This window comes from Nocardioides epinepheli (assembly GCF_037936805.1).
In the GTDB taxonomy this organism is placed as follows: domain Bacteria; phylum Actinomycetota; class Actinomycetes; order Propionibacteriales; family Nocardioidaceae; genus Nocardioides.
On sequence record NZ_JBBMMC010000008.1, the window covers coordinates 15267 to 39603 of the forward strand.

Consider the following 24337-nt stretch of genomic DNA (forward strand, 5'->3'; position numbering starts at 1 on the left):
CCATGCGTCAGCAGGGCTGAACCGCTAGACCCTCGACCACCAGCGTGCCGTCGCTCATGTCGACGACCTCGACATGCGCCTGCCCGCCGTCGGGCTCCCCCACCATCACCCGGTAGCGCCCACCGGGCCGCACCGGAGCTCGAAACCGGAGGTCGCGGAGCACGCCGCCGCGCAGCCACCGCTCGCCCCAGGACTCGAGAAGCAGGTCCTCGATGACCGCGAGCGTGTAGTGACCGTGGGCGATGGTGCCCCCGAAGCGGGTGCCTTCCGCATAGCCGATGTCGACGTGGAGCGGGTTGTGATCTCCCGACAGGTCGGCCCACGCGTCGATGACGCGTTGACTCATCTCATACTCACGGGCGAACTTCATGAGGGCCATCCCGCCTTGATCCGCACGGTTGCGACGTGGGTGTCGTCTTGGCGGGCTGTGGTCACGAACACGATCTGACGGCGACCGCGATCGTCCTCGACCGCGCTCTCGACGACCGACTTGATCCGCAGTGGTCTGGACGCCGACGCGGGCGCCAGCCAGGTGATCTCCTGGCCGAGTAGGACTCCCCCGCCGGGCATCGCGTGCTTGCGCAGGTAGCCCAACCGGCCGAAGATCGCCGCGATCCCGGGCGGCAGCACCTCGGTCGGCGTCGACCCGACGATGCGGTGGTAGTCGGCGAGCTCGTCCTCGTCGAAGTGGAGGTCGAACTCGGGGAACTCCCCCAGGTCGCGGGCGAGCTCGAAGGTGAGGGTCGGCAACTCGTCGTCGGCGTCGAGACCGGTCATGAGGCCGCTCCTTCCCAGTCGAACAGGCGGTGCCTCGGCGAGCGACTGGCGAGCGGGACGTCGAGAGCAGCGGCGAACCAGTTGCCCGCGCCGGCGATCGCCTCACGGTCGACACCGGTGGCGATGCCCATGCCCTCGAGCACCCAGACGACGTCCTCGAGAGAGACGTTTCCGGCCGCGCCCGGCGCGAACGGACAGCCACCGAGACCGGCGAGCGAGGCATCGACCAGCCGCGCCCCCGCCTCGACCGAGGCGACCACGTTGGCCACCGCGGCGCCGCGTGAGTCATGGAAGTGGACGCCGATCTCGACCTCGGGCAGATCGCGGCGGAGCCGGCCGACCAGGTCACGGGCCTGCGTCGGATTGGCGACGCCGATCGTGTCGCCGAGCAGGATCCGCTCGTAGCCCGCCTCCGCGAGACGGCTTGCGAGATCGACGACCCGGTCGGGCGCGACCTCGCCGGCGAACGGACAGCCGAAGGCCACCGCCACGGTCGCGCTCATCGCGACGTCGCCGGCCGCCGCCTTCATGGCGCGCGCCTCCTCGATCATCTGGGGGACGTCGCGCCGGAAGTTGGCCTGCGACATCTCGTCGGTCGCCGGAACCGCCATCGAGATCTCGTCGGGCTCCGCCTCCAGCGCGCAGTCGATCCACGAGGCCGTGCCGACGAAGACCGAGAGCCTCGCCGGCGGACGGTCGGCGACGAACCGGCGGGTCAGGTCGGCGGCGTCGGCCAGTTGCGGCACGACCTTGGGGGAGACGAACGAGGTGACCTCGACCTCTCGCACACCGGCGTCGACGACGCGGCGGACCAGCTCCTCCTTCAGCTCGGTGGGGACCTGGTGTGGGTGGTCCTGGAGACCATCTCTCGGGCTCACGTCGCGGAGCACGACATCGGGTGGTTGAGAAGTCACGAAGCCTCTTCCTCTCGGGCCGGTCGGACGGGGTCGGCGGCCGGCGGTGCGATGCTCAGCAACGCCTCGGCCCGCTCGGCGAGCGGGAGCGCCGCCAGGCTGACCGCGCCGTGCTCGGTGACCACCCATTCGACCGAGTGCCGAGGTATCGACACCTGCGCTCCCGCGCCGAGCTCGGGGACGATCTTGCTCACACCGCGACGCACATCGCTCGCGGGCAGGGCGATCACCCGGACACCGCCCTCGGAGTGCATCGCGGACTCGAAGAAGTCGACGCTTCCACCTACGCCGCTGACCTGCTTGCCGCCGAGCGCCTCGGCCGACACCTGTCCGGTGAGGTCGACGGCGAGGGCGGAGTTGATCGAGACGAAGCGGTCCATGCCCCACAGCGTGGACGCGGTGATCCCGCGCTCGGTGCTGTAGGTGCCCAGCGCAGGGTTGTCGTCGGCGAAGTCCATCAGGGTCCGGGTGCCCATCAGCTCGGCCGACATCACCGGCGGGTACTCGCCGCGGCCGCGGTCGATGAGCCCGGCGGCGAAGAGGTCGGCGATCCCGTCGGTGGCCATCCCGGCGAACCGGAGGCCGGCGACACCTTCGGCGAGCAGCAGGTCGACGAACGCCTCGGGGATCGCGCCGATCCCGATCTGGATCGTCGGGCGCTCGGGGAGCAGGGCGAGCAGATGCCGGGCGATCTGCTCGCTCACCTCGCTGCTCGGTGCTCGCCGGTACTCCGGAAGCGGCCGTGCGGAGCGGATCGCCAGGTCGATCTGGTCGACGTGGATCTCGCTCTCCCCACGTGTGCGCGGCACGGCTTCGTCGATCTCGGCGATCACCGTGGTGGCCAGCTCGACGGCGGTGCGCGGATAGCTCACCGATGCCCCGAGGCTGCAGAACCCGTGCCGATCGGGCGGGCTGACGCGGATCAGCGCGGTGTCCATCTCCAAGGCACCGAGCAGCCAGGGCACCCGAGAGGCACGGACCGGATAGAAGGGCACGGTGCCGGCCTCGACGAGCTCTCGTACCGCGGGCATCACGTGCCACGTGCCGTAGGCGATCTGACCGGACTCGACGGCGTCGAGGAAGGGGTAGTCGCCCAGCAGCAGGCCGGAGTAGAGCCGGAGCCCGGGGAGCCGGTCGGCGTGCTCGCCGATCAGGGCGAGGAGGGTCGAGGGCTCACCGCATCCGGGCGAGGCGACCGCGGTGGCGCCCGCCAGCCGCTCGACGATCTCCGCGGGCGTGACCCACCTCATCGGGAACGCTCCTGGAACCAGGTGCGGATGTCGTCGAGGGTGCTCCCGATGCCGAAGACCGCGGCCGCGCCGGCATCGAGAAGGGGCTGGACGTCGTGGGGCGGGACCGTGCCGCCGACCACGACGTCGACGTCCTCGGCGAGGCCGCGGGTGCGCAACTCGGAGAGTACCGCCTCGGTGAGCACCTGGTGCGCGCCGGAGAGGATCGAGAGGCCGATCACGTCGGCGTCCTCCTGCTCGGCCGCCGCGACCACGAGCGCGGGCTGCTGGCGCAGTCCGGTGTAGATGACCTCGTGGCCGTCGTCGCGGAGCAGGCGGGCGACCACCTTGGCGCCGCGGTCGTGTCCGTCGAGCCCGACCTTGGCCACCACCACTCTCGTGCTCATCTCAGACTCCCGTCGGCTGCTGATAGACGCCGAGCACGTCGTCGATCACCCGCGAGATCTCGCCGATGGTCGCGTAGGCCTCGGCCGCGACGATCATCGGCTGGACGACGTTGGTGCCCTCGACCAGCGCGTGGCGTACCGACTCGAGCGCGGCGTCGACGGCGGCGGCGTCCCGCTCGCTCCGGAGCTTCGCGAGTGTGCCCTTGCGTTCCTCGAAGAGCCCGGCATCGGCCTGATGGAGCTCGAGGGAGGGGATCTCGTCGGGTACGTAGATGTTCTCGGAGACGATCAGCCGCTCACCGCGCGCCAGCTCGTTCTCCAGCTCGTAGGCCCGCTCGGCCAGCATGCCCTGCGCGCGGCCGGAGGTGATGGCCTCGACGACCCCCTCGGAGCCGCCGAGCAGTTCCATCTGCTCCACGGCCGAGGCCTCGATCGTGTCGGTGAGCGCTTCGATGAAGTAGGAGCCGCCGAGCGGATCGACCGTCGCGCACACGTCGGACTCGAGGGTGACGATCTGCTGGGTGCGCAGGGCCAGTCGCTGGGTCTCCTCGGTGGGGATGTCGTAGGCCTCGTCGATCGTGGTTCCCAGCATCGCCTGCACGCCTCCCAGCGCGCCAGCGAGGACGCCCAGGGTGCCGCGGACGAGGTTGAGCTGCGGGTCGGCGGCGGTGAAGTGGCTCCCACAGGGCGCCACGGAGGTGAGCTTGAGCCGCAGGCTCGCGGGCTTGGAGGCGCCATACCGCTCCGCGAGCAGACGGCACCACAACCGACGGGCCGCGCGGAACTTCGCGGCCTCCTCGAGGAAGTGGGTGCCGGTGCCGAAGAAGAACGACATGCGCGGCGCGAAGTCGTCGATGTCGAGGCCGCGCGCGATGAGCTCGTCGACGTAGCGACACGCGATCGCGAAGGTGAAGCCGATCTCCTGGCCGGGATGGGCGCCCGACTCGTGCAGCAGGATGCTGCGAATGTTGAAGGGGTAGAGCCTCGGCGTGTGCTCGGTGGCGTACTCGACGACGTCGGCCATCAGCCGAAGCGCACCGGTCGGCTCGTTGCGCCACATCCCGCGGGCGAGGTACTCGTGCAGGATGTCGTTGGCGATGGTGCCCGACAGCGCGGCCGGATCGACCCCCTGCTTCCGGGCGGTCGCGACAAGCATGGCCAGCACGATCGGAGCCGTGGTGTTGACGTTGAACGACAGCGGGATCCGGTCGAGCGGGACCTGGTCGAACATCACCTCGAAGTCGGCCAGCGAGTCCAGGGCGACGCCGACGCGGCCGACCTCGCCCATCGCCAGCGGGTCGTCGGAGTCCAGGCCGATCTGCGTGGGAAGGTCCGAGGCCACGTTGGCTCGCCCGTTCCCCTGGGCGAGCAGATAGCGGTACCGCTCGTTGGCCTCCTCCGGACGCCCGAAGCCCGAGTACAGGCTCGGCGCCCACGGCCGCTCGCGGTAGCCGGTCGGGTAGATGTGTCGGGTGTACGGCGGCTTGCCCGGACGTCCGATGCCGTCCAGAACGCTAGCGTCGGTCGCGCCATGAGCGCCCGGTCCGTACTCGGCCTCGATGGCCGGACCGGTCTCGCTGCGCCAGCGAACCTCCCCGTCGACATCCTCTCGCACTGCCATGTCGAGCAGTCTCATACTTGCTTTCGCGCAAGTCAAGAAGTTGGTCCGACGGGTGTCCTCGCTAGCGCCTCTCTTGCCTGGGCGCAAGCGCTAGCGACACCGGGCGATCACCGAGGTCACTCGGTGCCCAGACGGCGGTCATGCGGTCGCCTCGGCCCGGTCGGCGACCCGGTCGGCCGCACCGCGCACGATTCGCGCTGCCTCGGCGTCGGAGAGGTCGATCGACACCGTCTCGCCGTCGGTCACCTCGCCGGCGAGGTCGGCGGCGAGCACGCACGGCACGGCCGACTCGCGGCACAGGATCGCCAGATGCGACTCGTGGCTTCCGGCGCTGCACACGATCGCCCTGAGGTCGGGAAGGATCGGCGACAGGAACGTCATCCCGCCCTTGTTGACGAACGCGATGGTCTCCTCGAGGTCGTCGTCGTCGATGGCGAGCACGTCGGCGGTATCGAGGAACCAGCGCTCCGTCCAGGTCATCGTCGGGCCGGCGAACAGGTTGGTGCCGGTCCCTATGAGGTCGTCAGCTGCGGTCATCGTGGCTCCGTTTCCTGGGCGCGAGATCCGCTCCGTCTCGGAGCCGATGCCTGCACGCTAGAAACGTGTGAGGCCGGTCACGATCCATCTTGGGGACAGTCCCGGATCTGCTCGACGCGAACCCCGGCACCGCCGTCGACCTACGTCCGCATCGGGTGCGACTTGCCGGAGGCGTGGATCTGGTGGTGATGGAAGGGGCAGTGGGGTCGGGCGTCGTGGAGGTTCGCGTGGCCACCTCGGCTCCAGGGCTGGTCGTGGTGCGCGTGGCAGTACGCGGCGGGGACATCGCATCCCACGGATTGGCAGTGCTTCTGCTCGACGGTCATCGCGATGCGTTGGGCTCGGGCGTGGAAGCGGCGAGTCCGGTCGAGGTCGAGGACTTCGCTGCGGCTGCCGAGGACGGCGGGGATGATCCCGGCCTCGCACGCAAGCCGTCGGGCTTGCCCGGGTGAGACAGCCACGCCGGTGTCGAGGTGCGCGGCCTTCAGCTCTCCGAGGAGGGCGTCGAGGGTCATGGTGACGATGACGGTCGCGTTGAGCCCGTCGGTCCTCGGGAGCCGGGCGGCGGGGAACCGCTCCACGTACTCGGCGAACGCCCGTCCGAGTTTCTCGGGGGTCGGTCGCTCGTAGTCGTAGGTCCCGGCGCCGTCAGTGGCGCGGACGTGTTTGGGTGCGGCGAGGGCGGCGAGGGCTTTGCGGAGCATCGAGCCCTGGGCTGCAGGCAGGGTGAACCGGCCGTGAGTGAGTCCCTGGTCGTCGTCGTAGATCGAGAACGACGTGTGCCTGCGGGCCCGTGCTTCTTCGGCCTCCAAGAGCCGGGCTTCGTGTTCGTCGGCGCGAGCCGGATCGATGACTTCGAGGATGCGGCGGCCGAAGATCTTGAGCCCTTTCGCGTCGTGATGGGCGGCCTCACTGATGAGGTGTTTTCTCGGCCAGGTCGCGGTGGGTGGGGTCGAACTCGTCGACGGCCGCGACGATCACCTGCGCCTGGTCCGGCAGCACCCTGCCTTCGGCTGCGGCGCCCCTGGTCTGTTCGTGGCTGGCGAGCTCATGGGCGAGGCGCGCGGTGCGGTGCGCCTGGCCGGGGGTGATCGGGACCAGTCGGCGCAGCCAGGCGCCGATGCTGCCGGGCATGTCGAGTGCTTCGGCCTGGCTCACCGCTCGGGCTTTGGAGTGCCGGGGTTTCGTCGGCGCTCGCTGGCGCTCGCTTACTCAACCTCCGGCCGCAGGAGCTGCGACGAAGGAGCAGATCCGTCGCGGACGGAGGTTGAGCGAGCCCCGCGGCTGAGGAACGAAGCCGCGTCGGGCGAGACGAAACCCTCGTGACCGTCCTCGGGAACGCTGGCAAGAACGGTCGCCGGGGTTTCGTCAGCGCTCGCTGGCGCTCGCTTGCTCAACCTCCGGCGGAGGGGCGCGCTCCGGACCCCCAGGTTTCGTCGGCGCTCGCTGACTCAACCTCCGGCAGCGCCGTCGCGACCCAGCTTCAACACACAAGCCCCCGGCTCGGCGAACGGGAGGAGCTCGGAGCCCTCGGGGTCGGCGCCGTACTCGGTCAGGGCACCGCGTGCCAGGCCGAGGTGGACGCCGCAGACGGCGACCGGGTAGCGATGCGCGGCCTCGAGCAGTGGGCAGCGGGTGAGCTTCACGGTGTGGTGACCGTCTGCGGAGGTGGGCTCGAAGCCCATCTCGTCGAGCAGGTCCTGCACGCGCTCGCGCGCGACGGTCTGCTCAGTGGCAGCAGCGCCTCGAGCCTGGGCGAGATCGCGGCCCCAGTCCTCGCCCGCAGCCACCGCCGGATCCCAAGGCTCGTCGGTCGTCTTGTGGATGGCAGCGGCGAGGGCGGCGGCGAGGCCGGCGTACTCGGGCGCGGCGGCGGCGTCGGGGCCGGTCGCCTCGTAGAGCCACGCGGGGCGTCCGCGCTCCCCGGTCTCCAACGGATCGCGTTGGGCGAGCCCCATGCCGACCAGCGCGGACAGGTGCTCGCGCACCGTGTTCTCGTGCAGACCGGACAACGCGACCAGGGCCGCCAAGGTGGTGGGCTCGATCTGTGCGCGCAGCACCTCGAGGACCTTCGCGCGCGAGGGAGACAGTGGCCGGCGGGACCGTCCGAGACCCGGTCGCGGCCCCCGCCGCGTCGGATTATTTTCCACGGACCTCACTCTATTAGCGTCCCGAACGTGGCGCCGGGGCAGACCGATTCGGCCCCGACACCCGGTTGACCAACGACACTCGCGAGGTCACTCGCGTCGTGTCCCACGTGTCTGGAGGGAACGTCGGATGTCTGCTCCCGAGAGCCGAGAGGCCGGCCAGAACCCTGGCGGGTCGCCCTGGCTGATGCTCGTCCTGGCCACCATCGGCTTCGCGGTGAACTTCTGGGCATGGGCGCTGATCAGCCCGCTGGGTGCCCTCTACCTGAAGCAGGGGGCCGACAGCCCACTCGGCGAGCTCAGCCAGTCCGAGGTCGCGCTGATGGTCGCGGTTCCGGTGATCGTGGGGTCCCTCGGCCGGATCCTCGTCGGTGCGCTCACCGACCGGTTCGGTGGCCGGTTGATGTTCCCGATCGTGTCGGGCGTGACGATCATCCCGGTCCTGTTCCTGGCCTTCTTCGCCCTCGACTCCTACTCGCTGATGCTCTTCGGCGGCTTCTTCCTCGGCATCGCCGGGACAGCGTTCGCGGTGGGCGTGCCCTTCGTGAACGCCTGGTTCCCGCCGGAGCGCCGCGGCCTCGCCATCGGCGTGTTCGGCGCCGGCATGGGCGGCACGGCGATCAGTGCGCTCACCACGGTCCCGCTGTCGGAGGACTACGGGCGCACCGCTCCGTTCCTCATCACCGCGGTCGTGCTCGCGGTCTACGCCGTGGTGTCGTGGCTGGTCATGCGCGATGCGCCCGGTCGCGTCGTCCCGACCACCAGCCTGGGGTCCCGGCTGGCGGCCAACTCCAAGCTCCCGATCACCTGGCAGGCCTGCGTCCTGTACTCGGTGGCCTTCGGCGGCTACGTCGCGTTCTCGGTGTTCCTGCCGACCTACCTCAAGACAGCCCACGGCCTCGAGCCCGCCGACGCCGCCAACCGGATGGCCGGCTTCGTCGTCGTCGCGGTCATCATGCGCCCGGTCGGCGGCTGGCTCTCCGACCGGCTCGGGTCCATCCCCGTCCTGTCGGCCTCCTTCGCGGTGGTCGCCGCGTGCGCAGCCGTCTGCGCTCCGAATCCCCCGGTCACTGCCGACGACGGTGGCTACCTCACCGTCGGCACGGTGGCCTTCCTGCTGATGGCCGCCGCCCTCGGCGCGGGCTCGGGCGCCACGTTCGCGCTCATCGCCCAGGCCACCGAGCCGGCGCGGGTCGGCGGGGTGACCGGGCTGGTCGGCGCCGCCGGCGGCCTCGGCGGCTTCGTTCCCCCACTGCTGATGGGCTGGATCTACGGCGCCACCGAGTCCTACGCGATCGGCCTGTGGCTGCTGGCCGTCACCGCCGCGTTGACCCTGGTGCTGACCCTCACCGTCGTGCGCCGCACGGCGGTGACCGGGACCCCCGCGACCGTCTGACCCGATCCCCCGGATGAGAGGCACCGATGTGACCGAGCTCGAGAACCAGTTGCAGAAGGCCCTGATCGGCGGGCGCCGCTTCTTCACCAAGGCCGAGGTCAGCGACGACCTGCGCACGGTGCACAAGAAGGGCGGCCGCGAGGGCGACGTCTTCTATCGCGAGCGCTGGAGCCACGACAAGGTCGTGCGCTCCACCCACGGCGTCAACTGCACCGGATCGTGCTCCTGGAAGGTCTACGTCAAGGACGGGATCATCACCTGGGAGGCCCAGCAGACCGACTACCCCAGCGCCGGCGCCGACCGGCCGGAGTACGAGCCGCGGGGCTGTCCGCGCGGCGCCGCGTTCTCCTGGTACACCTACAGCCCGACCCGGGTCCGCTATCCGTACGTGCGGGGCGTCCTGCTGGAGATGTTCCGGGCCGCCAAGCAGCGCCACGGGGGTGACCCCGTGCTCGCGTGGGGCTCGATCGTCGAGGACGATGAGAAGGCCCGCGCCTACAAGTCGGCCCGCGGCAAGGGCGGCCTGGTGCGCGCGAGCTGGGACGAGGTCGCGGAGATCGCCGCCGCCGCGCACGTCTACACGGTCAAGCGGTGGGGCCCCGACCGGATCGCCGGCTTCAGCCCGATCCCGGCGATGTCGCCGGTCTCCTACGCCTCCGGCGCCCGGTTCCTCGAGCTCATCGGCGCTCCGATGCTGTCGTTCTACGACTGGTACGCCGACCTGCCCAACGCCTCGCCGCAGATGTTCGGCGACCAGACCGACGTCCCGGAGTCCGGCGACTGGTGGGACGCCGGCTACCTGATCATGTGGGGCTCGAACGTGCCCCTGACCCGCACGCCGGACGCGCACTGGATGACCGAGGCCCGCTACCGCGGCCAGAAGGTGCTCGCGGTGGCGCCCGACTACGCGGAGAACGTGAAGTTCGCCGACGAGTGGCTCACGGTCGCGCCTGGCACCGACGGCGCGCTGGCGATGGCGATGGGCCACGTGATCCTGCGCGAGTTCTTCGTCGACCAGCAGACGCCGTTCTTCACCGACTACAACAAGCGCTACACCGACCTGCCCTACCTGATCTGCCTGGAGGAGCACGACGGCGTCCTGCGCCCCGGCAAGTTCCTGGTCGAGGGCGACCTCGGCGGGACGTCGGAGAACGCGATGTGGAAGCCCGCGGTGATCGATTCCGCCACCGGCGAGGTGCGGATCCCCGACGGCGCGATCGGACACCGCTACGGCGAGGAGGGCCTCGGGCACTGGAACCTCCACCTCGGCGACCTCGACCCCGCGCTCACGATGTACCGCGACCACGAGGGCGGGGTGGCCGAGGCCGTCGAGATCGAGCTCCCGCGCTTCGACACCACCGACGGCAAGGTCGCCTACGACCGGCGCGGCGTGCCGATCGCGCGCGTCGGGGACCGCCTGGTCACCACCGTGCTCGACCTGCTGCTGGCCCAGTACGGCGTGGCCCGCGACGGCCTGCCCGGCTCCTGGCCACGGACCTCGGCCGAGGACCCGCGCGGCTACGACGACCCCGCGGTGCCGGCCACCCCCGCCTGGCAGGAGCCGCACACCGGCGTCCCGGCCGCACAGGTGACCCGGCTGGCGCGGGAGTGGGCGCAGAACGCCATCGACACCGAGGGCCGCGGCATGATCCTGCTCGGCGCCGGCACGAACCACTGGTTCCACTCCGACCAGATCTACCGCGCCATCCTGCTGCTGACCACGATCACCGGCACCCAGGGCCGCAACGGCGGCGGCTGGGCGCACTACGTGGGCCAGGAGAAGATCCGGCCGATCATGGGCTTCCAGCACATGGCCTTCGCCCTCGACTGGCACCGGCCGCCGCGGCACATGAACCAGACGGCCTACTGGTACACCCACACCAGCCAGTACCGCTACGACACCTTCACCGCCGACGACCTCGACTCCGGCACGGGCGTGTTCGCCGGCAAGACGGTGATGGACCTGCTGGCGCAGTCGGCCCGGCTGGGCTGGACGCCGTCGTACCCGACCTTCGACCGCAGCAGCCTCGACCTCGCCGACGACGCCGAGGCGGCGGGCATGGAGGTGCCGGCCTACGTCGCCCAGGAGCTCAAGAAGGGCAACCTGCGCTTCGCCGTCGAGGACCCGGAGAGCGGCGACAACCACCCGCGGGTGCTGTCCCTGTGGCGCTCCAACCTGCTCGGCTCCAGCGCCAAGGGCAACGAGTACTTCCTGCGCCACCTGCTCGGCACCGACTCCGCGGCCACCGCCAAAGAGGCGGCGCCCGAGCAGCGTCCGACGACGATCCGCTGGGCCGACGAGGCACCGGAGGGCAAGCTCGACCTGCTGATGACGATCGACTTCCGGATGACGTCGTCGACGATCCTCAGCGACATCGTGCTGCCGGCGGCCACCTGGTACGAGAAGCACGACCTCTCCACCACCGACATGCACCCCTTCGTGCACTCCTTCAACCCCGCGATCGCGCCACCGTGGCAGACCCGCTCGGACTGGGATGCGTGGAAGACCATCGCCAAGCGGTTCAGCGAGCTCGCCGCCGACCATCTCGGCACCCGCAAGGACGTGATCGCCAAGCCGCTGTGGCACGACACCCCCGAGGCGATGGCCAGCGAGCACGGCGTGGTGAAGGACTGGCGGCTCGGCGAGTGCGAGCCGATCCCGGGCAAGACGATGCCCGTCATCGCCGTCGCCGAGCGCGACTACACCGCCGTCTTCGACAAGATGACGTCGATCGGCCCGCTGCTGGAGAAGGCCGGGATGCTCACCAAGGGCGTGGCCTACGACGTGAAGCGCGAGGTCGAGATCCTCCGCAAGCGCAACGGCGTCGTCCGTGGCGGCGTCGGGGACGGGCAGCCGAAGGTGGAGACCGACGTCCAGATGGCCGACGCGATGCTCCATCTCGCCGGGGTCTCCAACGGCCACCTCGCCACGCAGGGGTTCAAGTTCCTCGAGAAGCGGACCGGCACCCAGCTGCACGACCTGTCGGCCGAGCACGAGGGCAAGCAGATCACCTTCGCCGACACCCAGGTCGCGCCGGTGCCGGTGATCACCAGCCCGGAGTGGTCGGGCTCGGAGTCCGGCGGACGCCGCTACAGCCCGTTCACGATCAACATCGAGCGGCACAAGCCGTTCCACACCCTCACCGGGCGACAGCAGTTCTACGTCGACCACGACTGGTTCCTCGGGATGGGCGAGATGCTCCCGGTGTACCGGCCTCCGCTCGACATGACCTCGCTGTTCGGGGAGACGCCGCTCGGCGAGCAGAACGAGCTCGGCGTCTCGGTGCGCTACCTCACGCCCCACAACAAGTGGTCGATCCACTCCGAGTACCAGGACAACCTGTTCATGCTCTCGCTCTCGCGCGGCGGCCAGTCGGTGTGGATGAGCAACCGCGACGCCGACAAGATCGGCGTGCGCGACAACGACTGGATCGAGATGGTCAACCGCAACGGCGTCGTCGCGGCCCGCGCGATCGTGAGCCACCGGATGCCGGAGGGCACGGTGTACATGCACCACGCGCAGGACCGGCTCATCGACGTCCCCCTCACCGAGCGCGATCGCAAGCGCGGCGGCATCCACAACTCGCTGACCCGGATCCTGCTCAAGCCGAACCACATCGTGGGCGGCTACGCCCAGCTCGCCTACTTCTTCAACTACATCGGTCCGATCGGCAACAACCGGGACGAGGTCACGATGATCCGCAGGCGCACCAACCAGAAGGTGGAGTACTGACATGCGCGTCATGGCACAGATGGCCATGGTCATGAACCTGGACAAGTGCATCGGCTGCCACACCTGCTCGGTCACCTGCAAGCAGGCGTGGACGAACCGGGCCGGCACCGAGTACGTGTGGTTCAACAACGTCGAGACACGGCCCGGCCTCGGCTATCCGCGCACCTACGAGGACCAGGAGACCTGGGAGGGCGGCTGGATCCGCAAGCCCAACGGACGACTGGCCCTGCGCTCCGGCGGGCGGCTGAAGAAGCTGCTCACGATCTTCTCCAACCCCAAGCTCCCCTCGATCGAGGACTACTACGAGCCCTGGACCTACGACTACGAGACGCTCACCAGCTCGCCGCAGACCGAGACCTTCCCGGTGGCGCGGCCCAAGTCGCTGCTGTCGGGCGAGGACATGTCGGTGGAGTGGTCGGCCAACTGGGACGACGACCTCGGCGGCAGCCAGGAGCACGCGGCGCGCGACGTGATGCTCAAGGGCATCGAGGACAAGGTCCGCCTCGAGTTCGAGGAGACCTTCATGTTCTACCTGCCGCGCATCTGCGAGCACTGCCTCAACCCCTCGTGCGCGGCCTCCTGCCCCAGCGGCGCGATCTACAAGCGCGAGGAGGACGGCATCGTCCTGGTCGACCAGGACCGCTGCCGCGGCTGGCGGATGTGCGTCTCCGGCTGCCCGTACAAGAAGGTCTACTTCAACCACAAGACCGGCAAGGCCGAGAAGTGCACCTTCTGCTACCCGCGCATCGAGGTCGGCATCCCGACCGTGTGCTCGGAGACCTGCGTGGGCCGGCTGCGCTACCTCGGCCTGATGCTCTACGACGCCGACAAAGTGCTCGAGGCGGCCAGCGTCGAGGACGACCACGACCTGTACGAGGCGCAGCGCGCGGTCTTCCTCGACCCGCGCGACCCCGAGGTCGAGCGCGCCGCCGAGGCCGCGGGCATCGCGCCGGACTGGATCGAGGCGGCCAAGCGGTCGCCGGTCCTCAAGCTCATCAAGGACTACGGCGTCGCGCTGCCGCTGCATCCGGAGTACCGCACGATGCCGATGGTCTGGTACATCCCGCCGCTCTCGCCGGTCGTCGACGTCATCAAGGACACCGGACACGACGCCGAGGACCGCGGCAACCTGTTCGCCGCCATCGACGCGCTCCGGATCCCGGTGGAGTACCTGGCGAACCTGTTCACCGCCGGCGACGTCCGGCCGGTCGACGGCGTGCTGCGGCGCCTCGCGGCGATGCGCTCCTACATGCGCGACCTCAACCTCGGCCGCGACGGCGACCCGTCGATCCCGGAGAGCGTGGGGATGGACGAGGAGTCGATGTATGAGATGTTCCGGCTGCTCGCGATCGCCAAGTATTCCGAGCGCTACGTCATCCCCTCGGCCCACGCCGAGCAGGCGCACGCCCTGGAGGAACTGGCCACCGACTGCCCGGTGAGCGAGTACGGCGGCGGCCAGCAGGACCTCTTCGGCGAGGGCTCGGGCTTCCCGACGCCGGTGGCGGTGGAGAACTTCCGGGTGCTCCAGGACCGCGCGACCGCCGACACCGTCGCCGACGCCGGGCCGCAGACGCTGCTGGGCATGCCGCGGGTGCGTCGCAGCGGCGACTCCGCCGACGGATCCGGCGGTGAGCCGAAGGGAGGCGCGTGATGTTCCGGTTCAGTCGCAAGCACCGCCGGCCCGACGGCGTCGAGCCGGTCTGGGCTGCGTGCGCGGCACTGCTCGACTACCCGACCGCCGACCTGCTCGCCTCGCTCGACGACGTGCGCGCGCTGGTGCCGAGCCATCCGCAGCTCGTCGCGCTCATCGACCACCTGGTCGCCACCCCCCTGGCCACGCTCCAGGCCGACTACGTCGAGACCTTCGACCACACCCGCAAGTGCGCGCTGTACCTCACCTACTCCGCCTACGGCGACACCCGGCGTCGCGGCGTCGCGCTGGTGGAGTTCAAGCAGGCCTACCGCCGCGCGGGCGTGGAGTGGGACGAGGCGTCCGGCGAGCTCCCCGACCACCTGTGCGGCGTCCTCCAGCTCGGCGCGACGGTCGACGCCGACGCCGCCTGGCGCCTGCTAAACGACCACCGGGCCGCGGTCGAGATGCTGCGCCTGGCGCTCACCTCCTGGCGCAACGACGACGGCACCACCGGCTCGCCTTGGGCCGCGGTGCTGGTCGCGCTCTGCGGCACGCTCCCCGCCCTGCAGGGCGAGGAGGCCGACGCCGTGCGCCGTCTGATCGAGCAGGGCCCGCCGGCCGAGGACGTCGGACTCGACGGCTACGGCGCCGACCCGCTCATCGCCCCCGCCACCCTCCCAGTAGGAGCCCCGTGATGGACGTGTTCTTGTGGGTCATCGTGCCGTACCTGTGCCTGGCGACGTTCGTCGTCGGTCACGTGTGGCGCTACCGCTACGACAAGTTCGGGTGGACCACCCGCTCCTCCCAGCTCTACGAGAACCGCTTGCTCCGCCTGGGCTCTCCGCTGTTCCACTTCGGCATGCTCGGCGTCGTCGGCGGTCACGTGATCGGCCTGCTGATCCCCGAGTCCTGGACCGACGCGATCGGCATCGACGAGCACCTCTACCACCTGATCGCCGTCGTCGGTGGGCTCATCGCCGGCGTCATGGCGTTGGTCGGCATGCTGATCCTGGTCTACCGACGGCGCACGGTCGGGCCGGTCTTCTCGGCCACCACCCGCATGGACAAGGTGATGTATCTCTTCCTCGGCGCCGCGATCGTCCTCGGCATGTGGAACACCATCGCGGGCTCGATCTTCACGCTCGGCGGTGAGTACAACTACCGTGAGGGAGTGTCGGTCTGGTACCGCTCGTTCCTCGCCTTCGACCCGCAGCCGGAGCTGATGGCCGACGCACCGATCGGCTTCCAGCTGCACGCCCTGGTGGCCTTCGGCCTCTTCGCACTGTGGCCGTTCACCCGGCTGGTGCACGTGTTCTCCGCACCGCTGGGCTACGTCACCCGCCCCTACATCGTCTACCGATCGCGCGACGAGCGGCCGCTGGGCAACGCCTCCACGCGGCGGGGCTGGGACCGGGTCGGCTGAGATGTGCGAGTACTGCGGCTGCAAGCAGATGCCGGCGATCGGGGAGCTGATGGCCGAGCACGCCGCGCTGCTCGACGAGGCGTCCGGCGTCCGCGGTGCTCTCGACGCCGGCGACCGCACGCTCGCCCATGAGCGGCTGACCGCGATGGTCGGCCACCTGGTGCGCCACGTCGACCGCGAGGAGGCCGGGGTGTTCACCGCGCTGCGCGAGGACGGCGAGTTCGCCGACGAGGTGGCCGCACTCGAAGGTGAGCACCGCGACCTCGATTCTGCGATCAGTGCTCTCGATCCCTCGGATCCCGGGTATGCCGACGCCGTCCTCCGGCTCTTCGACGACCTCGCCGAGCACATCGAGCGCGAGGACCTCGGCGTCTTCCCGGTCTCGGTGGTCACGTTGCGCTCCGCCGGCTGGGACATCGTCACCCGAGCCCACGAGGCGTCTCCGACCTTCCTCGACGACCCCGCCCCCACGACAGGAGACCACTCATGCAGTCACTCTCACTGACCCAGCTCGCGCTCGACCACCTCGATGCCGCCCGTGGTGCCGCGAGCGGCCGCAGCGCGGTGACCATCTACGGCGGGCACGAGCACCAACTGCGCCAGACCCTGATCGCCCTCACCGCCGACCAGGCGCTCGGCGAGCACGAGTCGCCCGGCGAGGCCACCCTCCAGGTGATCACCGGTCAGGTGCGGCTCTCCACCTCGACCGACTCCTGGACCGGCTCGACCGGCGAATTCCTCGTCGTCCCGCCCGAGCGTCACGACCTGCACGCACTCACCGACGCCGTCGTGCTGCTGACGGTGGCGCTGAGGGCCAGCGAGTAGCGCTGCGGCCCGCGCCCCGGCTCCCGACCAGCCTCAGGACTCCGTGGCCGCCGCGGGCTCCAACGTCAAGAGATAGGACGTCGTCGCCTCAGCCGGCGCAGTCGTGGTCGTCGTCGCGCGCGCACCGAACCTGTCGATTCGCACGATCTCCGCGACGCGCCAGGAACGGACCAAGTCGTCCGCTAGCCATCGTGGGCGGGATCTGCCGACGTAGGGATCTGCGCAGAGCGCGACCCGCAGAGCATGGACGCCGCCTGGGACGATCGGGCCGAACCACCTCTCGGCGGTCTCGGTTCTCACGTAAGCGGGCATTCCGAACTCGAGCACTGTGGATTGCGGGTTCGTGGATCGCGCACGCGCGACGACGTCATACACGTTGTCACCGACGTGTCGAAGCCCTGGTGACGCCGAAGCCCGCGCCGCGCCTTCCGCGACGTCGACGATCTGCAGTTCCAACCCCATCGCGACTTCGTCGCCCGCGACGATCGCCACCGACTGCCCGCTGTCGAGGATCCAGCCCTCTAGCGCGACGAGGAGAGGATCCTGATTGCTCAGAGCGCACGAATCCATGCTGGGCACCTACCCGTATCTCCGCGCAGTGCATCGTCCCGAGCGCCCCTCGCCGGAGGTTGAGCAAGCGAGCGCCAGCGAGCGCCGACGAAACCCCGGCACCCGTCCTCACCAACGTCTCCGAGGAGGCCTGCGAGGTTTCGTCGGCGCCGGCCGGGCTCGTTCCTCGCCCGCCAGCTTGCTCAACATCCGAGAACTGCCCGCCGCCGGAGGTTGAGCAAGCGAGCGCCAGCGAGCGCCGACGAAACCCCGGTACCCGGCGCCGCCTACGTTCCCGAGGACGGTCACGTGGTTTCGTCGGCGCGGGACGAGCTCGTTCCTCACTCGCCGGCTTGCTCAACCTCCGAGACCCGGGAGCCGTCGCTCAGCGACCGGCGCTGAATACCGTCCGGATCGAGGTGATCCGGTCGCCGGCGATCTCGAGCCAGGTGGCCGCGGGCGTCGCGGGCCCCTCCGAGGTGGTGATCTCTGACCAGATGAGTGCGTTCTGGTCGTCGGTGAGGCGCACCAGGACCTCGTCGCCCTTCGTCATCTTCGACATCTGGACGATCCCGGCCACGGTGTCGTCGCGGCCCGAGGAGGATGCCATCGGTCCGGTGAAGGTGACGTCGTCGCTGAGGATGGAGTTCAGGATCTCGGTATCGCCGGACAGCATCGCGGCGTGGAAACGGTCGGCCAGATCTTCAGAAGCAGTCATCGCACTCTTCCTTCTCGTTCGGGTCCACCTGACTCCTGCACCCTGCCACAGGTGGCAGCGACTTCCCACCCGCAAGGTCGGTCCCAGGATCGACTCCGCCTGCCAGGATCGGGCGATGCCTCGGTCTCGCGTCCTCGCCATCGTCCAGGCCGGCGGCGCCGGCAGCCGGATGGACGTCCTCACCCGCGAACGGGCCAAGCCCGTGCTGCCGTTCGCCGGGGTCTTCCAGCTGGTCGACTTCCCGCTCTCGAATCTCACTCACAGCGGCATCACCCACGTCTGGCTCGCGGTGCAGTTCCAGGCGGGCACGCTCGAGGACGAGGTGGCCGGCGGCCGGCCGTGGGACCTGGACCGCAACCACGAGGGCCTGCGGCTGTTGATGCCGCAGGAGGGCACCGGCAGCATGGACGAGGAGGGCTTCGCCACCGGTAACGCAGACGGGCTGTTCCGCATCCGCGACCAGATCCAGGCGGCCGGCCCCGAGGTGGTGTTGGTGGTGAGCGCCGACCACGTGTACCGCGCCGACCTCGACGACGTCGTCCAGCGGCACCTGGCCACCGGGGCCGAGTGCACCGTCGTCACGACCGAGGTCGACATCGAGGACGCCGGCGACCACGCCACCGTGCAGGTGGAGGACGGCCGGGTGGTCGGCTTCGAGTACAAGCCCGAGGATCCGTCGACCGGCACGGTGGCCGCCGAGATCTTCGCCTACGATCCCGCCGTGCTCGTCGAGGTGCTGGAGGAGCTGCATCGCGAGCTCGGCGCCGAGGCGGAGGAGGGCGACAGCGGTCTGGGCGACTTCGGCGAGCACCTGCTGCCCCGGCTGGTCGAGCGTGGCCGGACCGTCGCCCATCCGCTGGGCGGCTACTGGCGTGACCTGGGGATGCCGCACAAGTACCTCGCGGCGCACCGCGACATCCTCCTCGACGACGTCGGCGTGCTCGGTGTCCACGGTTGGCCGATCCTCACCCAGCAGCCGCAGCGCCGGCCACCGCGGATCCTCGACGGCGCCCAGATCGTCGACAGTCTCGTCAGCCCCGGCTGCACCGTCGCGGGCGAGGTGCGGTGCAGCGTGCTCTCACCGGGCGTGGTGGTCGAGCCCGGGGCCAAGGTCGTCGACAGCGTGATCTTCTCCGATACCACCGTGCGCGCCGGCGCCGCGGTCTACCGCTCGATCATCGACCGCGACTGCGAGATCGGAGCCGACGCCGTCGTCGGCGCCCCAGACGCCGATCTCGACGACAGCGACGCGATCGCCCTGGTCGGGCAGCGCAGCACGGTGGCGCCCGGTGTGCGACTCGACGCCGGCGCGCGGCTCGAACCGGGCACCACGGCCTGAGATCAGGCGATCCCGAGGTAGCCGCCGAGCAGCCGGCGCAGCCGGGCGAGGGTGGCCTCGGGCGACACGTCGCCCGTTACGCAGATCGCACCGGAGGCGTCGGCCCGCGAGGCCTGCACGATGATCGAGTCGATCAGCTCGGCCATCGAGACGACGTCCGGCTCACCGAGGTCGGCGAGCGCCTCGCGCAGCGGCACCTGGAGCGCCGCGTGGAACTCCTGCATCGGACCGCGCAGGTCCTGCGGATCGACCACGCGCGCCAGAGCGTGGGCGACGACCTGCTCGGCACTGGCGAAGAGGTCCACGTTGCCCGCGATGTAGGCCCACACCCGCTCCCCTGGGGTGTCCGCCGCCGCGACCAGCGCGTGCACCTGCGCGGCCCATGCCGGCAGGACGTCGGCGACCACCGCATGCAGCAAGGCCTGCGGGGACTCGAAGTACTGGTACACGCTGCTGCGGGCCAGGCCCGCCCGGCGCCCGACGGCCGCCATCGACGGCGCCTCGCCGGTCTCGGCGAGCAGGGCCTTGGCGGCGTCGAGGAGCGCTCGCTGCTGTCGCTGGTGATGCTCGGCGACAGTGGGTGCGTCGATGCGTGGCACCTGCTCCTCCCCTCCTCCCCTCGTCGACTCCGCCGACGATGACGCGTCACTCGGCTGGGGCCAGCCGCCCGTCGATCATCTCGTAGACCCGATCGCAGTGCCGCAGGACGTCGTGGTCGTGGGTGACCATCAACGTGGCGACCTTGTGGTCGTGCGCCTCACGACCGAGCAGGCCCACGATCTCATGACTGCGCTGGCGGTCCAGGGCCGCGGTGGGCTCGTCGACGAGCAGCAGCTCGGGCCGCGTGACCAGGGCCCGTGCGACGCCGATGCGCTGGCGCTCGCCGCCCGACAGCTCGTGCGGGCGGCGGTTCGCCTTGTGCTCCATGCCCACCTCGGCGAGCAGCTCGCGCGGATCGCGCCCCTCGACGCCGCGGGCGAAGGTCATCGGCAGCCGGATCTGGTCCAAGGCGGTGAGCGCGGGCACCAGGTTGGCGCTCTGGAACACGAACCCGATCCGGGTGCGGCGCAGGGTGTCGCGCTCGCGACGCGAGGCCGCGACGACGTCGGTGTCGCCGATCCTGACGTCGCCGGCGGTGGGCGTGGTGAGCGCACCGGCCACCGCGAGCAGGCTGGACTTGCCCGAGCCGGAGGGGCCGATCACGGCGATGAACTCCCCCGGCTGCACCTCGAGGCTCACCCGGTCGAGGGCGGTGACCGTCTCGTCGCCGTCGCCGAGGGTCAAGGTGACGTCGGTCAGGCGCAGCGCGGTCATCGGCTTCCTCCCAGGGCAGCGAGCGGGTCGATCCGGGTGACCCGCAGGACGGCGATCGCGGCACCGGCCAGGCCGAGTGCCAACAGCAGGATCGTGGCGCCCACGATCGGACCCACCTCCAGCGCGAAGGGCATCGCCGTGGCGCCGATCGCCGCCCCGAGCGCGACCCCGGCGCCGATGCCGACGGCGGCCGAGAGGGCCAGCAGCACCAGCGACTGGAGCAGGCTCTCGCGCAGCAGGTAGCCCCGGCTCGCGCCGAGGGCCCGCAGCACGGCGAGCTCCTTGGAGCGCTGGATGGTCAGCACGGTGAAGAAGGCGCCCACGACGAGCGCGGAGATGAGGTAGAGGAAGCCCTGGATCAGTTGCAGCGTCGAGGTCTCGGCGGTGTAGCCGGGCGAGGCGCCGAAGGAGTCCTCGAGGGTCATCGACGTCGTGTCCGCCGCCTTGTCGCCGGCCGCGAGGTCGACGTCGGCGCCGTCCTCGGCCTGGACGGCGATCGCGGTGACCTCGTCCGCGGCACGCGCGGGGAGCGGCTCACCGTCCCCCAGGCCGGCCTTGGCCTGCTGCCAGGTCGGCAGCGTCACGTAGCCGACGTCGACGTGCCCGAAGGTGTGCTGGCCCTCCAGGATGCCGACCACCTCCAGCTCCTGCCCGCTGGGCTGGAGGGTGACGGTGTCGCTGAGGTCGACACCCTCGTCGGTGGCGGACTCGGCGAGGACGATCTGCCCGTCGGCCGACAGCGGCTCCCCCTCGTCGGCGCCGGGGTCGAGGAACGAGTCGCGCTCGACACCGAACAGGGCCAGGTCGATCTCGACGCCGCGGTCGGTCTTGCCGTTGACCAGGGTGTTGCCGAACGGCGCCGCGTCGGCGACGCCGGGCTGGTCGGCCCACGCCTCGGCGTCCTCCAGGTTGACGATGCTTCGCGAGAACGCGGCGTCCTTCTTCGCATCGTGCTGGAAGGCGAACGAGGTCACCGGCATTCGCTGGAGCCCGGACACGCCGTCGTTCACCAGGCCGACCGAGAGGCCGCTGAGCAACACCATGAGCATCGCGATCAGCGCGACCACGGCCCCCATCAGCAGGAACCTGCCGCGCGCGAAGGTCAGCTCGCGCACGGCCAGGAAAGACGGCCTCATCGCTTCGAGTCAGTTATCGACACCATGTCGGCAAGTTTAACGACGCCCTGTCGGCAACTTGGAGTCGGCCCTGTCTTCACCAACCCTGGCGATAGGCGACGTCGCTCAGCAGCGCGGCCGCGGCCAGCACCAGGAAGAACACCGCGCCACCCAGACCCGTGTCGTGGACGCGCAGGTGCGCGGCCACGGCGCACACGAAGTAGCCGACGAGGCCGGCCGCCGCGGCGATTCCGAGCGCCGGCACCGCGAGACCTGCGAGGAGTCCCAGCGCGCCGCACGTCAGCACGAGGCCGAACGGACGCATCCACCGCCGCGAGATCTCGAGCCGATCGGCGATCGCGCCCACCGACGCGGCCCCGGTGAGACTCAGGAACGCGGCGTAGCCGTTCATGAGTGCCGCCAGGATCGTGAGCGCCAGGTAGGCGATCCGCATCTAGGCCAGACCCGCCGCTGACGACATCACGGCCTGCATCCGCTCGGCGAGCACGATCAGGCCCGAGAGCGGGCGGACCAGCACGACCAGCTCGGAGATCGACCCATCCTGGTTCCAGGTCACCAGGTCACAGCCCTCCACCTCGTGGGACCCGGCGCGGGCCTGGAAGTGCAGGCTCTCGGTGCGACCGTCGGCGCTCCGGCACTCGTGGGTGTAGGCGAAGTCCGAGAAGACCTCCGCGACGGCGTGGACCAGTGGCGCGACCTGCGCCGGGCCTCGGTACTCCCGGAAGACGACCGGGCTGCGGAACACGACGTCGTCGGCCAGGAGCGCCACCGCGGCGTCGATGTCTCGCCGTTCGATCGCCGCACGGAACCTCGACATCGCTCAGTCCTCCCAGCTGTTGGTCTTGCGCGCGGCGTCCGATCCCGCCTCCGCGGTCGCCTTGATCCCGCGCAGGGTCTGCCGCATCCCGGCGAGCATGAACCGGGAGAACGCCTCCTGGCCGCCGAAGTAGGTCTCGGTGAGCTCCAGCGACAACGGCGAGATGCCGTCCGGCGTCTCGCGTCGCTGGATCAGGCGAGTGCCTCCCGAACCGGTCGGCTCGACCCGGAACGACCAGACCACCCAGTTCTCCTCGATCCGGAACGCCATCTCGTCCTCGGGCGAGTAGCGCACCACCTCTCCGTGGGTCTGCCATCGCAGCGGGCCGTGGCTGTTGCTGCTCACGAACTTGGCACCCAGGCCCATCCGTTCGACGCCCGCGCGAAGCGCGCTCGCCTCCACCTGCGGGCTCCACTGCGACATCCGGCGGACGTCGCTGACGACGTCCCACACGTGGGACACCGAGGCGTCGACGTCGATCGTCGCCTCGAGATCCGTCCACCGTTCAGGGGCATCTCGCACCACGATGACTCCTCTCGCCGATCCTGCGGTTGTCACCTTCAGACGAGACGTCGGGGGCGATCTGTGACATCACCGCGGCTCCACGTCGGCCAGGGCCCGCAGTGCCTCACGGAAGTGCTCGGATCTCAGGCAGTGGGCCTGTTCGCGCACCGCGGCGAGCAGCCGCGCCTCCTCCTCGCCCTCCCCGCGCAGCAGCCGACGCGCAGCGGCGACGGCGGTCGGCGACTGCCCGACCACCTTCTCCGCGAGCTCCTGGACCGCGCCGTCGAGCTCGTCGGCGTCGACGACGCGATTCGCCAGGCCGATCTGGTAGGCGCGCTCGCCGTCGATGATCTCGCCCAGGAGGATCAGCTCCCGGGCGACGCCGGGAGCGACGATGCGTGGCAGGCGGAAGGTGGCGCCCATGTCGGGCACCAGCCCGAACCGGGACTCGGTGAGGCCGACCAGGGCATCGCGGGCGAACACCCGCAGGTCGCAGGCCAAGGCGAGCTGGAAGCCGCCGCCATAGGCGTGGCCGCGGACGGCCGCGATGCTCGGATAGGGGAGCCGCGGGAGCCATTCGAAGGAGCCGGCGAGGTCGAGGCCGTCGCCGATCATGGAGTCGGGCGACGGCCGGGTCGCCAGCTCGGCGATCACCCCGCCACTGAACTCGGTCAGGTCGAGACCGGTCGAGAACGATCGTCCGTCGCCGCTGACGACCAGGCAGCGCAGCGCGGAGTCCCGATCGGCGAGGAGGCGACCGCCGAGGTCACGGAGCTCGCCGAGCATCGAGGAGCTCATCGCGTTGAGCCTGTTCGCCCGCGCGAGGACCAGGCGCCCGACGTGCTTGGTGCGGGTGAATCGCAGAGAGCGGTAGCGCGGCAGATCCGATGTCATCGAAGACCTCCTGTGCCGGATGCACCTCTGAGACGGATCGCTCGAGCGATCCGTGACGCCGCGGCATCCGTCGTCACAAGCCACGACGCGGGTCCGTCTGAGGGACGACGGCGCAGACCGTCGGCCAGCAGGGCGAGTGGAGGAGGTAGCTCGGATGTGTCATCGAGCGGCAGCGACCGGCACCGCGATCGCGGGGATCATCGGAGTCGCCAGACGGCCCCGGCGCGCGCCCGGCGACGGCGCGCTGCCGACCCTCGGCGGGCCGGTCCCCGACACCGTCGAGCGCCCCCGGCCGCACGAGGCGGGCGACCTTGCCTACGACCACCGAGGCGGGTGGGTGCGCTGAGCCGCCAGACGCGACCGATCGCCCCGCCCGACGCGGTAGATGTCGCGCCCGAACCGGATCCGGGACCGAGACGTGAGC

Annotated in this window: 28 protein-coding genes; 9 read left to right on the plus strand and 19 right to left on the minus strand. The window is 70.4% G+C overall.

Annotated features, from left to right (window positions below; translation table 11 throughout):
- Positions 1-7: 7 nt before the first annotated feature.
- From WMR31_RS12090 to WMR31_RS12135, 10 genes are all read right to left on the minus strand, one after another.
- Positions 8-370 (minus strand): MaoC family dehydratase, encoded by a 363-nt coding sequence (locus WMR31_RS12090; RefSeq protein WP_340539091.1) that lies wholly within the window; start codon positions 368-370, stop codon positions 8-10.
- Positions 367-777 carry a hypothetical protein gene (locus WMR31_RS12095; RefSeq protein WP_340539092.1) on the minus strand — a complete coding sequence of 137 codons (411 nt, stop codon included), beginning with the start codon at positions 775-777 and terminating at the stop codon, positions 367-369. The genes WMR31_RS12090 and WMR31_RS12095 overlap by 4 nt, the downstream gene beginning before the upstream one ends.
- Positions 774-1691, minus strand: a complete 918-nt coding sequence (locus WMR31_RS12100; protein ID WP_340539093.1) for a hydroxymethylglutaryl-CoA lyase — start codon at positions 1689-1691, stop codon at positions 774-776. Before WMR31_RS12100 ends, WMR31_RS12095 begins: the two co-directional genes overlap by 4 nt.
- Positions 1688-2941: an acetyl-CoA hydrolase/transferase family protein gene (locus WMR31_RS12105; RefSeq protein ID WP_340539094.1), complete on the minus strand. Its 1254-nt coding sequence runs from the start codon at positions 2939-2941 to the stop codon at positions 1688-1690. Before WMR31_RS12105 ends, WMR31_RS12100 begins: the two co-directional genes overlap by 4 nt.
- Positions 2938-3327 carry a cobalamin-dependent protein gene (locus tag WMR31_RS12110; protein WP_340539095.1) on the minus strand — a complete coding sequence of 130 codons (390 nt, stop codon included), beginning with the start codon at positions 3325-3327 and terminating at the stop codon, positions 2938-2940. The genes WMR31_RS12105 and WMR31_RS12110 overlap by 4 nt, the downstream gene beginning before the upstream one ends.
- 1 nt (position 3328) lies before the next feature.
- A complete protein-coding gene (locus tag WMR31_RS12115; protein WP_340539096.1) occupies positions 3329-4948 on the minus strand; it encodes a methylmalonyl-CoA mutase family protein in 1620 nt (539 codons plus the stop codon).
- A 138-nt stretch (positions 4949-5086) separates the two neighbouring features.
- A complete protein-coding gene (locus WMR31_RS12120; protein ID WP_340539097.1) occupies positions 5087-5485 on the minus strand; it encodes a PEP-utilizing enzyme in 399 nt (132 codons plus the stop codon).
- 140 nt (positions 5486-5625) lie between these two features.
- A complete protein-coding gene (locus WMR31_RS12125) occupies positions 5626-6402 on the minus strand; it encodes an HNH endonuclease signature motif containing protein (protein WP_340539314.1) in 777 nt (258 codons plus the stop codon).
- Positions 6395-6643 carry a hypothetical protein gene (locus WMR31_RS12130; RefSeq protein ID WP_340539098.1) on the minus strand — a complete coding sequence of 83 codons (249 nt, stop codon included), beginning with the start codon at positions 6641-6643 and terminating at the stop codon, positions 6395-6397. The genes WMR31_RS12125 and WMR31_RS12130 overlap by 8 nt, the downstream gene beginning before the upstream one ends.
- 293 nt (positions 6644-6936) lie before the next feature.
- On the minus strand, positions 6937-7545 hold the full coding sequence (locus tag WMR31_RS12135; protein ID WP_340539099.1) for a helix-turn-helix transcriptional regulator: 609 nt from the start codon (positions 7543-7545) through the stop codon (positions 6937-6939).
- Between the two features lie 217 nt (positions 7546-7762).
- Between WMR31_RS12135 and WMR31_RS12140 the strand changes: the two genes are divergently transcribed.
- Genes WMR31_RS12140 through WMR31_RS12170 form a run of 7 tightly spaced genes read left to right on the plus strand, consistent with a single transcriptional unit; the run spans position 7763 to position 16642 of the window.
- Positions 7763-9028 carry an MFS transporter gene (locus WMR31_RS12140; protein ID WP_340539100.1) on the plus strand — a complete coding sequence of 422 codons (1266 nt, stop codon included), beginning with the start codon at positions 7763-7765 and terminating at the stop codon, positions 9026-9028.
- 13 nt (positions 9029-9041) lie between these two features.
- Positions 9042-12761: a nitrate reductase subunit alpha gene (locus tag WMR31_RS12145; protein WP_340539101.1), complete on the plus strand. Its 3720-nt coding sequence runs from the start codon at positions 9042-9044 to the stop codon at positions 12759-12761.
- 1 nt (position 12762) lies between these two features.
- Positions 12763-14412, plus strand: a complete 1650-nt coding sequence (gene narH / locus WMR31_RS12150) for a nitrate reductase subunit beta (RefSeq protein ID WP_340539102.1) — start codon at positions 12763-12765, stop codon at positions 14410-14412.
- Entirely contained in the window at positions 14412-15089 is a 678-nt protein-coding gene (gene narJ / locus WMR31_RS12155) for a nitrate reductase molybdenum cofactor assembly chaperone (protein WP_340539103.1), read from the plus strand. The genes narH and narJ overlap by 1 nt, the downstream gene beginning before the upstream one ends.
- Positions 15089-15817 carry a respiratory nitrate reductase subunit gamma gene (narI, locus tag WMR31_RS12160; RefSeq protein ID WP_340539104.1) on the plus strand — a complete coding sequence of 243 codons (729 nt, stop codon included), beginning with the start codon at positions 15089-15091 and terminating at the stop codon, positions 15815-15817. The genes narJ and narI overlap by 1 nt, the downstream gene beginning before the upstream one ends.
- A 1-nt stretch (position 15818) precedes the next feature.
- Positions 15819-16322: a hemerythrin domain-containing protein gene (locus tag WMR31_RS12165; protein ID WP_340539105.1), complete on the plus strand. Its 504-nt coding sequence runs from the start codon at positions 15819-15821 to the stop codon at positions 16320-16322.
- Positions 16304-16642 (plus strand): cupin domain-containing protein, encoded by a 339-nt coding sequence (locus WMR31_RS12170; RefSeq protein ID WP_340539106.1) that lies wholly within the window; start codon positions 16304-16306, stop codon positions 16640-16642. Before WMR31_RS12165 ends, WMR31_RS12170 begins: the two co-directional genes overlap by 19 nt.
- Positions 16643-16675: 33 nt before the next feature.
- On the opposite strand, the gene WMR31_RS12175 is transcribed toward WMR31_RS12170, so the two are convergent.
- A complete protein-coding gene (locus WMR31_RS12175; protein ID WP_340539107.1) occupies positions 16676-17212 on the minus strand; it encodes a hypothetical protein in 537 nt (178 codons plus the stop codon).
- Between the two features lie 364 nt (positions 17213-17576).
- Positions 17577-17909 (minus strand): nuclear transport factor 2 family protein, encoded by a 333-nt coding sequence (locus WMR31_RS12180; RefSeq protein ID WP_340539108.1) that lies wholly within the window; start codon positions 17907-17909, stop codon positions 17577-17579.
- Positions 17910-18024: 115 nt separating this feature from the next.
- Between WMR31_RS12180 and WMR31_RS12185 the strand changes: the two genes are divergently transcribed.
- Entirely contained in the window at positions 18025-19248 is a 1224-nt protein-coding gene (locus WMR31_RS12185) for a glucose-1-phosphate adenylyltransferase family protein (RefSeq protein ID WP_340539109.1), read from the plus strand.
- Between the two features lie 2 nt (positions 19249-19250).
- Here the strand turns inward: WMR31_RS12185 and WMR31_RS12190 are convergent, their stop codons facing one another.
- From WMR31_RS12190 to WMR31_RS12220, 7 genes are all read right to left on the minus strand, one after another.
- Positions 19251-19847 (minus strand): TetR/AcrR family transcriptional regulator, encoded by a 597-nt coding sequence (locus WMR31_RS12190; protein ID WP_340539110.1) that lies wholly within the window; start codon positions 19845-19847, stop codon positions 19251-19253.
- 46 nt (positions 19848-19893) lie between these two features.
- A complete protein-coding gene (locus WMR31_RS12195) occupies positions 19894-20562 on the minus strand; it encodes an ABC transporter ATP-binding protein (protein WP_340539111.1) in 669 nt (222 codons plus the stop codon).
- On the minus strand, positions 20559-21698 hold the full coding sequence (locus WMR31_RS12200) for an ABC transporter permease (protein ID WP_340539112.1): 1140 nt from the start codon (positions 21696-21698) through the stop codon (positions 20559-20561). Before WMR31_RS12200 ends, WMR31_RS12195 begins: the two co-directional genes overlap by 4 nt.
- Positions 21699-21774: 76 nt before the next feature.
- Positions 21775-22131: a DoxX family protein gene (locus WMR31_RS12205; protein ID WP_340539113.1), complete on the minus strand. Its 357-nt coding sequence runs from the start codon at positions 22129-22131 to the stop codon at positions 21775-21777.
- Positions 22132-22515, minus strand: coding sequence for a nuclear transport factor 2 family protein (locus WMR31_RS12210; protein ID WP_340539114.1), 384 nt, complete (start codon positions 22513-22515; stop codon positions 22132-22134).
- A 3-nt stretch (positions 22516-22518) separates the two neighbouring features.
- Positions 22519-23040, minus strand: a complete 522-nt coding sequence (locus WMR31_RS12215) for an SRPBCC family protein (RefSeq protein ID WP_340539115.1) — start codon at positions 23038-23040, stop codon at positions 22519-22521.
- Between the two features lie 66 nt (positions 23041-23106).
- Positions 23107-23913, minus strand: coding sequence for an enoyl-CoA hydratase/isomerase family protein (locus tag WMR31_RS12220; RefSeq protein WP_340539116.1), 807 nt, complete (start codon positions 23911-23913; stop codon positions 23107-23109).
- Positions 23914-24067: 154 nt separating this feature from the next.
- Between WMR31_RS12220 and WMR31_RS12225 the strand changes: the two genes are divergently transcribed.
- Positions 24068-24259 carry a hypothetical protein gene (locus WMR31_RS12225; RefSeq protein WP_340539117.1) on the plus strand — a complete coding sequence of 64 codons (192 nt, stop codon included), beginning with the start codon at positions 24068-24070 and terminating at the stop codon, positions 24257-24259.
- The last annotated feature ends 78 nt before the right edge of the window (positions 24260-24337 follow it).

What these genes read in the sequence shown, in the direction of transcription:
- WMR31_RS12090 (WP_340539091.1), bottom strand. Translation starts at nt 370, where the DNA reads ATGAAGTTCGCCCGTGAGTATGAGATGAGTCAACGCGTCATCGACGCG.
- WMR31_RS12095 (WP_340539092.1), bottom strand. Translation starts at nt 777, where the DNA reads ATGACCGGTCTCGACGCCGACGACGAGTTGCCGACCCTCACCTTCGAG.
- WMR31_RS12105 (WP_340539094.1), bottom strand. Translation starts at nt 2,941, where the DNA reads ATGAGGTGGGTCACGCCCGCGGAGATCGTCGAGCGGCTGGCGGGCGCC.
- WMR31_RS12110 (WP_340539095.1), bottom strand. Translation starts at nt 3,327, where the DNA reads ATGAGCACGAGAGTGGTGGTGGCCAAGGTCGGGCTCGACGGACACGAC.
- WMR31_RS12115 (WP_340539096.1), bottom strand. Translation starts at nt 4,948, where the DNA reads ATGGCAGTGCGAGAGGATGTCGACGGGGAGGTTCGCTGGCGCAGCGAG.
- WMR31_RS12120 (WP_340539097.1), bottom strand. Translation starts at nt 5,485, where the DNA reads ATGACCGCAGCTGACGACCTCATAGGGACCGGCACCAACCTGTTCGCC.
- WMR31_RS12140 (WP_340539100.1), top strand. Translation starts at nt 7,763, where the DNA reads ATGTCTGCTCCCGAGAGCCGAGAGGCCGGCCAGAACCCTGGCGGGTCG.
- WMR31_RS12145 (WP_340539101.1), top strand. Translation starts at nt 9,042, where the DNA reads ATGAGAGGCACCGATGTGACCGAGCTCGAGAACCAGTTGCAGAAGGCC.
- narH (WP_340539102.1), top strand. Translation starts at nt 12,763, where the DNA reads ATGCGCGTCATGGCACAGATGGCCATGGTCATGAACCTGGACAAGTGC.
- narJ (WP_340539103.1), top strand. Translation starts at nt 14,412, where the DNA reads ATGTTCCGGTTCAGTCGCAAGCACCGCCGGCCCGACGGCGTCGAGCCG.
- narI (WP_340539104.1), top strand. Translation starts at nt 15,089, where the DNA reads ATGGACGTGTTCTTGTGGGTCATCGTGCCGTACCTGTGCCTGGCGACG.
- WMR31_RS12165 (WP_340539105.1), top strand. Translation starts at nt 15,819, where the DNA reads ATGTGCGAGTACTGCGGCTGCAAGCAGATGCCGGCGATCGGGGAGCTG.
- WMR31_RS12170 (WP_340539106.1), top strand. Translation starts at nt 16,304, where the DNA reads ATGCAGTCACTCTCACTGACCCAGCTCGCGCTCGACCACCTCGATGCC.
- WMR31_RS12175 (WP_340539107.1), bottom strand. Translation starts at nt 17,212, where the DNA reads ATGGATTCGTGCGCTCTGAGCAATCAGGATCCTCTCCTCGTCGCGCTA.
- WMR31_RS12180 (WP_340539108.1), bottom strand. Translation starts at nt 17,909, where the DNA reads ATGACTGCTTCTGAAGATCTGGCCGACCGTTTCCACGCCGCGATGCTG.
- WMR31_RS12185 (WP_340539109.1), top strand. Translation starts at nt 18,025, where the DNA reads ATGCCTCGGTCTCGCGTCCTCGCCATCGTCCAGGCCGGCGGCGCCGGC.
- WMR31_RS12195 (WP_340539111.1), bottom strand. Translation starts at nt 20,562, where the DNA reads ATGACCGCGCTGCGCCTGACCGACGTCACCTTGACCCTCGGCGACGGC.
- WMR31_RS12200 (WP_340539112.1), bottom strand. Translation starts at nt 21,698, where the DNA reads ATGAGGCCGTCTTTCCTGGCCGTGCGCGAGCTGACCTTCGCGCGCGGC.
- WMR31_RS12205 (WP_340539113.1), bottom strand. Translation starts at nt 22,131, where the DNA reads ATGCGGATCGCCTACCTGGCGCTCACGATCCTGGCGGCACTCATGAAC.
- WMR31_RS12210 (WP_340539114.1), bottom strand. Translation starts at nt 22,515, where the DNA reads ATGTCGAGGTTCCGTGCGGCGATCGAACGGCGAGACATCGACGCCGCG.
- WMR31_RS12220 (WP_340539116.1), bottom strand. Translation starts at nt 23,913, where the DNA reads ATGACATCGGATCTGCCGCGCTACCGCTCTCTGCGATTCACCCGCACC.
- WMR31_RS12225 (WP_340539117.1), top strand. Translation starts at nt 24,068, where the DNA reads ATGTGTCATCGAGCGGCAGCGACCGGCACCGCGATCGCGGGGATCATC.